The following is a 9,414-nucleotide window of genomic DNA, read 5'->3' as shown; positions in this document are numbered from 1 at the left end:
TTGAACCATGTCAAATCAGAAAAAATCATCATCAGAGACTTATCAAATCTACATCGCTTCTTTATCCGACTATAATGCTGGCATTCTTCACGGTAAGTGGGTTGATGTCGAAGGTCTCACCACTGACGAGATTCAAGAAGAAATCAACGAAATTCTCCGTACCAGTCCATACACCAAGCAATACGGTGAGGTAGCCGAAGAATGGGCTATCCACGATTTTGAACTAGGCGGTATTCGCATCTCCGAATATGAAAGCCTGGACACTATCGTCAGCATAGTAGAAGCATTAGCCGAACACGGTGAAGCCTTCGCAATCTATTACAATGATGTCAGTGATCTGGAGACAGCTATTTCAAACTTTGAAGAGGCTTACCAGGGAGAGTATGACTCCTTCCTCGACTACGCCACACAGACCTTTGATGAATTATACGCTCATTCTATTCCTGAAAACCTCCGCTACTACATTGATTACAGCGCATTCGCTCGTGACCTTGACGCTGATGGGTACTTTTTTGAAGATGGTCATGTGTTCCGTCCTGTTTAGGGCGGATTTTTCTTTTTATTTGATCTAGTCTATGGACGATTTTGAAAACCTGAATTGTATGGCAGTGACGATAGTTGTTATTTATCTACTTCTGTCTGCATGGTTGCGAAGAGAAAAAGTTATTTATCCTGGGCGAAATGTAATAGAACCCCACAAGGGTCCCAAGCATAAGTCACAATGGCATGAGGTTCTTCTTTTGGTGGTTTTACCCTGGCATATTTGTAATTATGTTGACCTAATACCTTCTGGATATGTTCATACCATTCTTGTGCGCTATCCACATTTATATACATCATAAAATTATTAGCCCATCCCTTATTATAGTGAGCTTGAAGGTAAATCCTGGTGTTGCCTAATTCCAATTCAGCAAGCTTCTCATCACCCCAGTGTTTTTTCCAGCCCAGAGCTAGATAGTAGGTCAGACTCTCTTGAAAGTTCTTAGTAGGAACAAATACTTTAACATCTTTAGCTTCTGGCATAACCTATTTTGAATTGTTACAACAGCTTTGGTCATTTTGAATAGGCGGACAAGCTACAGTACCATAACTACAATACACACAACAATCACCTTCTTTTGGTCGAAGAATGGTATTGCAGTTTTTACACTCATAAAAGAACTGGCAGGCATCAGTAGGCATAGTTTCTTCCGCTTGGTGCCCGCAATTCGGACAGGTTATTACGGATTGCAGTATGATCGTTTTTTCCATTTGTTATTCTATTATTTTTGATTCTCCGACCTTATAATCGGTAGACTTTATCGCTTCTTCTATTTCAGCAAGATTTGTTTGAGCACTATTAAATTTGACTGTGGCATTGGCATCTTTGAACGAAGCTTTCACCTCAATAATCCCTTCCAATTCATTCACAGCATGCTCTACATGTCCCTCACAACCGGCACAAGTCATTCCATTCACTTCGAATTCAACTTCTGAAATATTGCTTCCATCAATTATCCCAACAGCCTCCTTTTCCTGACTTGGATATAATATATGGGCATAGCTCGGAAAAGTGAGCATTAATAAAGCAAAAGCGGTTACGATCCCTAGGAATGACTTCGTTTGAAAAAACGAAACCTTTTGCACTTCACAGTCACAATCATCCTTTGGAACGGGCTTCAGCATTTGGTACCAAGCATACCCTAAGACTAGAACAGTAAAACCGATTAGCCAAGGGCGTAAAGGCTCTATCCATGAAAAAGTAGATGCCAGACCACTAGTTCCTGCAAATATTGCAAGTAAAGGAGTTATGCAACACAAAGAAGAGGCAACTGCCGTGATCGCCCCTAATCCTATTGATGATTTTTGTACGTTCATATTTTAAAAGTTAAACCAGTTCTGCTTCAGGAAGCAGGCCGAAAATAATTTCTAGTTTTGATTTTATGTCAGATGGAATGTGATAATAAATTGTGGCGCCCTCCTTTTCAAAATAAACCAATTCTGCATCCTTCAATTTTCTTAAATGCTGAGACACCGCTGGAATTTTCATTTCCAGAATTTCACTCAGATCACAAACACAAAGCCTGCCTTCTTGTCGAAGCAGGAAAAGTATTTTCATCCTTACCTCATTGCTGACTAAACTCATCATCCGGGCAAGGCTAGAAATTGGAACTCTTATTTCCTCTATCTTCGCCTTACACCGATCAATTTGCTTTCCGTCCCTTTTGACTCGGATACAGGTATTACTATCTTTTTTCATGCGGCAAAAGTAGGGTTATTTAATAATTTAAGCAAATGCTTAAATATGCTTTAACTTATCCTTTTTTAACGAATAGTCTTAGAAATGATGAGGATGAAGCAGTCTGAAAAAACGACCGTTTTCCCGAACAGAATACTCCCAAACCCCAATTCCCTTTTTTCTTTTCACCAGCCGTACAAAAAACTGGTTTACTTAATCAAAGTATGATAAAGCCGATAGTGAACCCTTTTAGGAGACATTATCTTGAAGATCGGATACGCCAGAGTAAGCACCAAAGACCAAAACCTCTCTTTACAAAAAGATGCCTTGCAAAAAGAAGGCTGCGAACTCATCTTTGAAGAAAAAGCCAGCGGTGCCAAATCCGACCGGCCGGAACTCCGCAGGATGATCGACCAGCTTCGCAAGGGCGATATTGTTGTTATCTGGAAACTGGATAGGCTAGGGCGGTCACTTCGCGATCTGGTTAATCTCGTTACTGAGATACAAGATAAGGGAGCAGGTCTAAAATCACTTAATGATTCTATCGACACTACGACACCACAGGGGAAACTTACTTTTCACCTCTTTGCGGCACTAGCGGAGTTTGAGCGGGATATTATTAGTGAGCGAACGAAAGCAGGCTTGGAATCGGCTCGGGCTCGTGGACGGAAAGGGGGGAGGCCGAAAGGTTTGTCAGAGCAGGCAAAGAATAAAGCGATAATCGCCGAAACGCTGTATAGGGAAGGTGGTTTTTCAGTGAAACAAATTTGCCAGCACTTGGATATAGCTAGAAGTACTTTCTACAAACTGTTAAAATATAGAGGGGTCCAAGTTGGATAACAAGACTGGAGCTACTTGATTCTTCAAAAGTAGCTCCATTGTCAGTTGTCATTTTGCGGACGGTAATGAAATAGTTACTTCGCTTCCGCACTAAAGCCAGCTTCCGCTACCGCAGCTTGTACCTCTTCCTCGGTCAATCCGTTGGTCTCCACGGTAAGGGTACGTTCATCGTCCTGTAAGTCAACTGTCCACTCCTCAATCCCTTCTTTAGCATCTAACACAGGAGTGACTTTGGCCAAACAGCCTGAACAGTTGATATTGGTTTTAAATTTCAATTCTTTCATAGTCGGTTCAAATTTTTATTTGTTTTAGACGTAAACTATTGGCTACTACCGATACGGAGCTTAATGCCATTGCGGCTCCGGCAATCATAGGGTCTAGTTCGAATCCGTTGATCGGAAATAAAAAACCTGCTGCAATCGGAATACCAATTAGATTGTAGATAAAGGCCCAGAACAGGTTTTGGCGAATCCCAATCACCGTTTTTCTGGATAGTTTCAATGCCTGGGGAATAGCCATAAGGTCAGAAGTAATCAAGGTCATCTTCGCTACATCAATGGCGATATCCGAACCTTTCCCCATGGCAATACTTACATCTGCTTGCGCCAGGGCTTGTGAGTCATTGATACCATCTCCTACCATTGCAACCGTGTAACCTTCCTGCTGGAGTTGTTGCACATATTTTGCTTTATCACCGGGCATGACCTCTGCCTGGAATTTGGTAATGCCTACTTGTTGAGCAACGGCCGCTGCCGTTTTTGCATTATCTCCAGTTAGCATATGCACTGCAATTCCACGCTTTTGTAAAAGGGTGATAGCTTCAGCAGATGTAGGTTTTATTTTGTCGGTTATTCCGAGGATTCCGAGGATTTCATTGTCATTGGCGAAGAAAATAACCGTCATTCCTTGCTCACTCCATTGGTCATAAGCAGTACTTACTTCGTGTGAGATGGTTATGCCATGCTCTAACACTAGCTTATAATTACCTACGAAATAGTGTATTCCGTTCTTGTCCGTACCACGCACACCTTTACCCGTGATACTATTGAAATCGGCGACCGCTTGCGATGGAATATTTTCTTTTTGCAAGTACTGGATGATCGCTTCTGCTAGTGGATGCTCGGATTGTTCTTCAATGCGGCGTAAAACCCCTTTCTCATAAGAAGTGGCTATTGGTAGCCAATACTCATTTTGAACTTCCGGATGGCCTTGAGTAATCGTTCCGGTCTTGTCCAGAATGATAGCATTAACCTTATACCCTAATTCCAGACTTTCAGCATCTTTAATGAGGATATTATGTTCCGCACCATTTCCAATTCCAACCATAATAGCTGTAGGTGTTGCTAACCCAAGTGCACACGGACAGGCAATAACAAGCACGGCGATGGAATTTAATAGGGCATGGAAAAAGGCATCCTGACCGCCTAGTATCATCCAGGCCACAAAAGTTATAATCGCGATAATTATCACCACAGGAACAAATACTCCGGCTATCTTATCCACCAGGCGCTGAACGGGAGCTTTACTCCCTTGCGCTTCTTGCACCATTTGAATAATTTGAGCCAGTAGTGTGTCTTGTCCTACTTTCTCAGCTTCAAATTGAAAGCTACCTTTTTGATTGATGGTTCCTGCAAATACTGCATCGCCCACGCTTTTATTTACGGCAATGGGTTCGCCGGTAATCATGCTTTCATCAACAAAACTGTTACCATGGACGATTCGCCCATCTACAGGGATTTTCTCGCCGGGTTTGATAATAATGATTTGTCCTTGCCCAACTTGCTCAATGGGAATAGTTAACTCTTCCCCATTTTGTATGATGCGCACGGTTTTTGGTTGTAGGCCAATCAATTTTTTGATGGCAGAGGAAGTGTTGGATTTTGCTTTCTCCTCTAGGAGTTTCCCAAACGAAATGAAGGTGATGATGACGGTAGCAGCTTCGTAGTAGACATGACTCTCAAAGCCTCGGGAAAGGAAGAACTCCGGAAAGAATGTGTTAAATACGCTAAACAGAAATGCTATTCCCGTACTCAGGGCAACCAGCGTATCCATATTGGCTTTCCCAAATTTGGCTTGCTGGTAAGAACCAATGAAGAAGTCGCGCCCGAACCAGAATAATACGACTGCGCTCAGCGGGAGCGAAATCCACCTTCCTGGAACCCAGTGCATATAGAACATACCCAGGATGAAGACTGGGAGGGTCAGTATTGTCGCCCAGATGGTCTTCTGTAATGCCTTTTGGTAGGCCTCACTAGCTCGATTCTCCTGCTCCTCAAAAGAATCAGCACCGCTTTCGGGGAGGATCAGATCATACCCCACTGCCTGTAGAGCAGATTGAAGCTCTTCTTGACTGATTACAGTATTATCAAATTCTACCGCAGCTGTCGCATTCGCGAAGTTAACAGAAGCAGCGTGTACACCCGGCAATTTCATGAGAATGGATTCGACACTTGCTGAACAGGAGGCGCAGCTCATGCCAGTCACCGGGAAACGATTTTTTGTGGTGTTTGTCTCTTTGGTATTATTATTCAATATAATCTCTGCACTCATATTTTTACTATTTATAGTGCAAAGATCAGCTGGTTTTAGGGCAGATGTGTTATAGTGTGTTGGTTATGTTTTGCATCATTTTGGGTTACTTTGTTATTCGATCTAAAGGTTTCCTGCCCCGTCCCCCCATTTGTTTAAATGTACTGGGGGTGAGGCCAGTAACACTCTTAAATTGACGCGATAGATGCGCTGCGCTGCTGTAGCCCAAATCGAAAGCGATCTGACTCAGACTTTGCTGGTCATAGGTCAGTAACTCTTTTGCTCTTTCCACCTTCTGATGAATTATAAATTTTTCAATGGTGATGCCTTCCGTAGAGGAAAACAACTTACTCAAATTAGAATAATTGGTCCCAATGGACTTAGCTAAATAATCTGAAAAATTTATCCCTTCCGGCTTAACCTGGCGGCCATAAATATGAGCCAGAATCAACTGTTTGACTTGTTCAATAGCTTGGGCATCGGCTCCGGTTAACAATTCAAACCCCTCTAGTTCTAAAACTTTTTGGATAGCTGCGTTTTGATCAGGAGTTATGCTTTGGTCAAAAGTTACTTTTCCTAATTCTATATTGGCAAAGGAAATCTCCAATTCTTCGAGTCTTTCCCTGACTACGGTCACACAACGGTCACAAACCATGTTTTTAATGAGTAGTTTCTTCATAAGTCAGATTTTTTTTAGCGAAGTCTTTATATCCTATTTTAAATCTCATTCTTCAGTCGGAACTATCTGCACCCCTTCCAGATTGATCTCCGAAAGAAGCACCAACTTGCCTTCTTGATAATCCTGAGAAAGTTTATCAATGGTGCGGGCTGATTTATCCGCGGTGGTAAAGTTATGGTAGTCCCTGACGGTAAAGCCATCCACAGTTCGTTCATTGTAGGCCACCCGAAAGCGTGGCATCGCTCCTCCGGGATGGGAGTATGCCAAATACTTTAATTGCCGGTTTTCAGGTGAGAACCAATAAAGAAATTCATCCTTATTATCACTTCCTCCATTTTCCTCCTCAAAACCAACTCGAACTCGGTCTAGCACTTCACCCTTAATGTTTTCCCGTCCCTCATAAACAGGTATTACTGCTGGGTCCGTTAGTGCCCAAGGCATAAAAGCAAAGTAAATCACGGAATTTACTGAATTGCTGTAGGCCTTTCTTTTTTTATCGGGCAGGTCTACTTCTTCATCGTTAATAAGGCGAGTCAGTCCGGTATTGGTCAAGATGTCTCGAATCCGTTCTCCGCTAACCGTATCCTGCCACCATCTTTCATATCTAAACTTACCGGCGTTACGTTGATAACGATATTCTTTATCTCGAAAACGAAAGCTAACGGCAGTTGAATTAAAGCCGGACAATCCTGCTTTTGACACCGCTTGGTCTATAATTGTTTTGGCTCGCGCAATATTTGCACTGTGAGTAGAATCATGGCTCACAATTTCCGGATCGGCTACCGGTCCTGGAGAACCGTCTGTAGCGTTATCCGTGTTACAGGTAGTCAGTAGGACACCGGCAAATAATAGGCACGATAGGCCGATCAAATAAAAATGTTTTTTCATAAGTCGAAATGTAAGTAGGAGTTACTGAGTAACCATGCTACCTTTTAACAATTGTGCGTTGATTGCACAGATGATGGTACTAATACTCATCAGTGCAGCCCCAAAAGCTGGACTAATTATTAACCCTGGAACAAAGCCAGTTGCCAGAGGTAAAGCGATCAGGTTATATCCCGTTGCCCAGCCTAGGTTTTGTACCATTTTACGATAGGTGGCTTTACCGAAAAGAATCAGGTTTGCAATATCCTTAGGGTCACTATCTACGAGTACGATGTCCGCTGTTTCAGCGGCTACATCGGTGCCGGAACCAATGGCAATGCCCACATCAGCTTGTGCTAATGCAGGAGCATCATTTACTCCGTCGCCGGTCATAGCTACGAATTCTCCTTTCTCTTGCAGCACCTTTACTTTTTCTTGTTTCTCCTCGGGTAATACTTCCGCCATGTAATCATCCATTCCTAACTCCTTCGCTACCGCAGCCGCTACTTTTTCGTTATCTCCGGTAAGCAAAGATACTTTGATGCCATTTTGCTGCAAAGTTTTGATAGCCGGTGCGGAGCTTTCTCGGATCTCGTCAGCGAAGGTGATAAAGCCTACAAGCTGGTCATCAATGATGGTGAATATCTTGGTTTCTACGCCATCCTCCTGATCTTCCGGTGGGCTTATTCCAAGCTTTTCTAATAACACAAAACCTCCGGCCTTCACCTTTTTATCATTTACCGTTCCGTTGACTCCAACTCCCGATTCGTACTTAAAATCAGAGACTGGGTATAGCTCAACTCCATCTGCCTCACTTCTGCGCGCCAAACCTTTACTGATGTGGTGCTCCGAAGGACTTTCTACGGAGCTTGCGTAGCGGAGTATATCCTGTTCAGAATAAGCATTTGACAGCGATACAATGCGGGTAACCGCGTGTGAACCTTTGGTGAGGGTGCCGGTCTTATCAAAAACAATTGTGGAGATTTTTCGCGCATTTTCGAAAGCGGTCCGGTTGCGAATAAGCAAACCGTTTTTGGCTGATATACTAGTTGAGATAGCCGCAACAAGCGGAATGGCTAAGCCAAGTGCATGCGGACAACAGATCACCATGACCGTTACCATACGCTCCAGAGCGAAGGAGAGTTCTTCTCCCAAGGCTAACCAAATGAAAAAAGTACCAAAGCCAGCTGTTAAAGCCACAATAGTCAACCAAAAGGCAGCTTTATCGGCCAGCCGTTGCGTCTGCGATTTCTGTCCCTGTGCATCGCGCACCATGCCAATTACTTTTGACAAATAGCTTTCATCACCCGTATTATTTACTTCTACTTTTATAGCCCCGTTACCATTAACTGCACCGCCAATTACCTCGTCGTCAATGCCCTTGTTTACAGGTTTGCTTTCGCCGGTGAGCATACTTTCATTAAGTTCACTTTCTCCTTCGATGATCACTCCATCGGCGGGTACCTTTTCTCCGGGTTTGATTAAAATGGCATCTCCGGCTTTCAGTTCACTGACCTTCACTTTCATGGTATGGTCATCGTGTACTACAGTGGCCTCATCAGGCATGAGAGCCGCCAATGCTTCAAGGGCTTTACTAGCACCTAAAACGGAGCGCATCTCTAACCAATGCCCCAACAACATCACGTCGATCAGCGTAGCCAATTCCCAGAAGAAGGTCTTGCCTGCTAATCCAAACACCACTGCGGAACTATACAAATAAGCGGCGGAGATAGCTACCGCAATAAGTGTCATCATTCCGGGCTTTAGCTTCTTCATTTCTTCTATTAACCCCTTAAGAAAAGGCCATCCACCGTAGAAATAAATGAGTGAAGAGAGTCCGAAAAGTACCCATCTATCTCCGGAGAAACTCCAATTCAATCCCAGCCAATCCTGAATCATGGGAGATAGCAATAATACGGGTAGCGTTAAAAAAATGGATACCCAAAACCTTCGTTTAAAATCTTCAATCATCATGCGATGATGATCGTGGTGGTTATGATGCCCATTGTTTTTATGATGAGTATGACCTTTCATTTCGGTTCCCTCAGATATTGCCTCTGTATGGTTATGATTAGTATGTTCCATCGCAACCTATTATCCTGTTATGAAAAAATTGAAATTAGCATTCCTGAAACCAAGAATATTATAATCAGATAAACACTTCCATTGAAAACCCTGCGAAATAAAGACGGCTTACCGTTATTCTGACAACACTGTTTCATGATTTGGTTATTTGTGAATCGTCGTGACAATCGTCTCCGTGACACAAAAGCGGGTTAATCGA

At 43.1% G+C, this 9,414-nt stretch carries 11 protein-coding genes; 2 read left to right on the top strand and 9 right to left on the bottom strand.

The features are described from left to right. Positions 1 to 7 precede the first annotated feature (7 nt). Positions 8 to 544 (top strand): antirestriction protein ArdA, encoded by a 537-nt coding sequence (locus FRY97_RS14875; protein ID WP_147168345.1) that lies wholly within the window; start codon positions 8 to 10, stop codon positions 542 to 544. A 119-nt stretch (positions 545 to 663) separates the two neighbouring features. Here the strand turns inward: FRY97_RS14875 and FRY97_RS14870 are convergent, their stop codons facing one another. From FRY97_RS14870 to FRY97_RS14855, 4 genes are read right to left on the bottom strand one after another with little or no spacing between them, the layout of a single operon-like run. Then, a complete protein-coding gene (locus tag FRY97_RS14870) occupies positions 664 to 1,023 on the bottom strand; it encodes a VOC family protein (protein ID WP_147168344.1) in 360 nt (119 codons plus the stop codon). Between the two features lie 3 nt (positions 1,024 to 1,026). Continuing rightward, positions 1,027 to 1,251 (bottom strand): GDCCVxC domain-containing (seleno)protein, encoded by a 225-nt coding sequence (locus tag FRY97_RS23265; protein WP_147168343.1) that lies wholly within the window; start codon positions 1,249 to 1,251, stop codon positions 1,027 to 1,029. Between the two features lie 3 nt (positions 1,252 to 1,254). Then, positions 1,255 to 1,857: a mercuric transport protein MerTP gene (gene merTP / locus FRY97_RS14860; RefSeq protein ID WP_147168342.1), complete on the bottom strand. Its 603-nt coding sequence runs from the start codon at positions 1,855 to 1,857 to the stop codon at positions 1,255 to 1,257. A gap of 10 nt (positions 1,858 to 1,867) precedes the next feature. Further along, positions 1,868 to 2,239: an ArsR/SmtB family transcription factor gene (locus FRY97_RS14855; RefSeq protein ID WP_147168341.1), complete on the bottom strand. Its 372-nt coding sequence runs from the start codon at positions 2,237 to 2,239 to the stop codon at positions 1,868 to 1,870. Positions 2,240 to 2,482: 243 nt separating this feature from the next. Here FRY97_RS14855 and FRY97_RS14850 point away from each other — a divergent pair, with 243 nt between their 5' ends. Then, positions 2,483 to 3,058 (top strand): recombinase family protein, encoded by a 576-nt coding sequence (locus FRY97_RS14850; protein WP_147168340.1) that lies wholly within the window; start codon positions 2,483 to 2,485, stop codon positions 3,056 to 3,058. A 74-nt stretch (positions 3,059 to 3,132) separates the two neighbouring features. On the opposite strand, the gene FRY97_RS14845 is transcribed toward FRY97_RS14850, so the two are convergent. From FRY97_RS14845 to FRY97_RS14825, 5 genes are all read right to left on the bottom strand, one after another. Next, positions 3,133 to 3,342 carry a heavy-metal-associated domain-containing protein gene (locus FRY97_RS14845; protein ID WP_147168339.1) on the bottom strand — a complete coding sequence of 70 codons (210 nt, stop codon included), beginning with the start codon at positions 3,340 to 3,342 and terminating at the stop codon, positions 3,133 to 3,135. 7 nt (positions 3,343 to 3,349) lie between these two features. Beyond that, positions 3,350 to 5,608, bottom strand: a complete 2,259-nt coding sequence (locus FRY97_RS14840) for a heavy metal translocating P-type ATPase (RefSeq protein WP_147168338.1) — start codon at positions 5,606 to 5,608, stop codon at positions 3,350 to 3,352. 85 nt (positions 5,609 to 5,693) lie between these two features. Continuing rightward, the gene (locus FRY97_RS14835; protein ID WP_147168337.1) at positions 5,694 to 6,266 is read right to left on the bottom strand and encodes an AraC family transcriptional regulator; all 573 of its coding nucleotides are present in this window, start codon (positions 6,264 to 6,266) and stop codon (positions 5,694 to 5,696) included. A 45-nt stretch (positions 6,267 to 6,311) separates the two neighbouring features. Beyond that, entirely contained in the window at positions 6,312 to 7,154 is an 843-nt protein-coding gene (locus FRY97_RS14830; protein WP_147168336.1) for a DUF6503 family protein, read from the bottom strand. Between the two features lie 21 nt (positions 7,155 to 7,175). Beyond that, a complete protein-coding gene (locus FRY97_RS14825) occupies positions 7,176 to 9,215 on the bottom strand; it encodes a copper-translocating P-type ATPase (protein ID WP_147168335.1) in 2,040 nt (679 codons plus the stop codon). Positions 9,216 to 9,414: the final 199 nt, after the last annotated feature.

The organism is Phaeodactylibacter luteus (assembly GCF_007993045.1).
In the GTDB taxonomy this organism is placed as follows: domain Bacteria; phylum Bacteroidota; class Bacteroidia; order Chitinophagales; family Saprospiraceae; genus Phaeodactylibacter; species Phaeodactylibacter luteus.
Note: the sequence above shows the minus strand (reverse complement) of the source record. Positions and strands in the feature narration are given on the sequence as shown.